Here is a 2,345-nt window from a genome sequence, read left to right as displayed (position 1 = left end):
GACACTACGTGGATTCAAACCGTTAAAGACAGACTCAAACCTGACATCAAGACTACGACATCTGTATTTAGCCAGCCCTGCGACATTTCAATCTGGCCTCGACATAATTCGCGATCCTATGTTTACCAAGCCGAAGGGGTTTCAATTTGTGCAGGAGGCTGCTGCACAAATTCTGGATTCGGCCATGCCTTCAGGTCGCGCGGTGACAATTTGCGCAAGGCGGGGAAGGCTGGCTTGCGTTGGATCAATGTGGCGACACGCTCCTTCAAGTTTCTGATGATCGAAACGTCGAAGGGGACGATTGCCTGTCTCACGAGGCCACAGTGAAGCGTCTCGAATTGACGATTGGTGACCTGCCAAGGTGTTCGATGCCGTGGACATGGAGGCTGACTGATCGCTGGAGGAGACTGAGCAGGCGTCAACTCCGTTCCCACCGCCAGGCGTGTGAATCCGAAATCAGTAGCTCAAACCCGCCAGTTCTCTTCGGAGCCTGGCGGGTTTTCTCTGCCTGCCTTTGCCTGTGGGGCGCGGGCTGCATACAGCGGTGGAGTCGCTCAGCCGGTCAGTTGCGACTCGATGTTCAGGACGATCCGTGCAACCGGGTTGTTGTCTGCGGACTGCGGCGCGAACTTGATCTGGGCGAAGGTGACGATACCGAGAGCGACGACCAGGAGTGCCCCAGACGCGGCGATGCGGGAAAGGTATTTCACAGGGACCTCATTTTGATGATGTAGACAGAAACTGGGCGTAGCTGACAGGCGTGGCGATTAACCTTCAGCGGCATGTCTGTCCGCAACCCGGCAACGCCGGACGCGGTCGTCAGATCGCATCTGCCAATCACACGGGCTTGTGCAGTGCACTATAAATCGTTTATCCATCTGCCCGGTGCGACATCCTGTCGCGAGCGGATGCTTAGTTGCTTGAGCGTTTCGTGTATGAAAGATTTTCTGTAGGCCGTAACGTGCCGTCATGCTATGTGGGCGAATTTCGCAGGCACGGACGACGTTGAGGAGACCGCCTCGGCAGTCTCCCCGCTGAAGCCCGCTAGATCGAAGATGGGTTTGCGGACGGTATCAATTGCGCTATGATTAGGCATCAACTGATACTTTAGTCGGGAGTCACATGTCACTGATCACGCCGGAAGCAGTGGCTGCGGTCATGGAATTGCGGCAGGTCCCGCACACGCTCGCGGAACTCGAGGCACTTGTCCGCGACGGCCTGCCCAAGTCCGCGCTGCGCGCGGGCGTCGAACATGCGACGCAGGGTGCCGACGCCCGGCGTGCGCTACTTGCCCGCATCATCCCCGAAGCAACCTATAAGCGGCGTCGCGATCGGCTGACGCCAGACGAATCGGAAAAGACTGAGCGGCTGGCCAGGATCGTCGCGACGACGGCCTACGTCTGGAACGACGAAGAGGACGCGCGGGAATTCCTGTCGACGCCGCACCCGGAGCTCGAAGGGCGGGCGCCGCTCGATGTTGCGCTGACCGAGCTCGGCGCGCGCCGGGTCGAACAGCTGCTCTGGAAACTGTTTTACGGGTTGCCGGCGTGAAGTTGTTTCGCATCGCCGACACGCGACACACGGTCTGGAGCGGCACCGGCGCGATGCTGGTGGGCGGCCGCTTCAATAGCCCGGGTCGCCCCGTCATCTATGCTGCGTCGACCTTCGCCGGTGCGATGCTCGAGGTTCTTGTTCATGCGCGCATCGGCAAGATACCGAAGACACACGGATGGGTTGAAGCAGCGGTTCCCGACGATATTCGCGTCGAACGCCATTCGGCCGAATCGTTGCCGGGGGGATGGGATGCGCCAGCACTGCAGGTGGCAAGGGTGTTCGGCGACGCCTGGCTGACCGAGTCGCGTACCGCGCTCCTGATCGTACCTTCCGTCGTGGTCCGTGCTGAGTTCAACGTGCTGGTCAATCCCGCACACCCCGACGCGACGCGGATTGCCGTGACCGAGCCGCAACCCGTGGTGTGGGACGAACGCCTCTTTGTGATGCCGTCGGTCGGACACTCCTAGATTATGATGGTCGTCGGCTAGCCTCGCCTCGACGCTTTGCTCCTCGAGGGAGATGACTAGGACGTGGCTTCTAGTTCAGTTCGCACTCGCCGCCCGCAATGGCCAGTGCAGCGCCGTCTTAGATGCTCCTTGTCTGGTTGCCAAAGCCGACACGGCTGTCAGTTTTTATCAATCCCGACAATTTGACATAACATAATTTATCAACAATTTTAATGTGGGAGCAAAGTAGTAGTGTCGTACCTGAGCAAAGTACAGATGTCGTACCCCAAGGGTCTGTAGCGCATGCTGGTGCGGTTTTCCCGCCTGTGGAGACCGCCATGACGC

General features: G+C 59.0%; 3 protein-coding genes. 2 read left to right on the top strand and 1 reads right to left on the bottom strand.

Annotated features, from left to right (window positions below; genetic code table 11):
* Nucleotides 1–554: 554 nt before the first annotated feature.
* On the bottom strand, nucleotides 555–710 hold the full coding sequence (locus tag JMY24_RS37900; RefSeq protein WP_164853915.1) for a hypothetical protein: 156 nt from the start codon (nucleotides 708–710) through the stop codon (nucleotides 555–557).
* 412 nt (nucleotides 711–1,122) lie between these two features.
* Here JMY24_RS37900 and JMY24_RS37895 point away from each other — a divergent pair, with 412 nt between their 5' ends.
* Together JMY24_RS37895 and JMY24_RS37890 are read left to right on the top strand one after the other, a co-directional pair.
* On the top strand, nucleotides 1,123–1,551 hold the full coding sequence (locus tag JMY24_RS37895) for an antitoxin Xre/MbcA/ParS toxin-binding domain-containing protein (protein ID WP_128598769.1): 429 nt from the start codon (nucleotides 1,123–1,125) through the stop codon (nucleotides 1,549–1,551).
* Nucleotides 1,548–2,021 (top strand): RES family NAD+ phosphorylase, encoded by a 474-nt coding sequence (locus JMY24_RS37890; RefSeq protein WP_128598768.1) that lies wholly within the window; start codon nucleotides 1,548–1,550, stop codon nucleotides 2,019–2,021. The genes JMY24_RS37895 and JMY24_RS37890 overlap by 4 nt, the downstream gene beginning before the upstream one ends.
* The last annotated feature ends 324 nt before the right edge of the window (nucleotides 2,022–2,345 follow it).

The organism is Paraburkholderia kirstenboschensis (assembly GCF_904848585.1).
Lineage (GTDB): Bacteria > Pseudomonadota > Gammaproteobacteria > Burkholderiales > Burkholderiaceae > Paraburkholderia > Paraburkholderia kirstenboschensis.
Note: the sequence above shows the minus strand (reverse complement) of the source record. Positions and strands in the feature narration are given on the sequence as shown.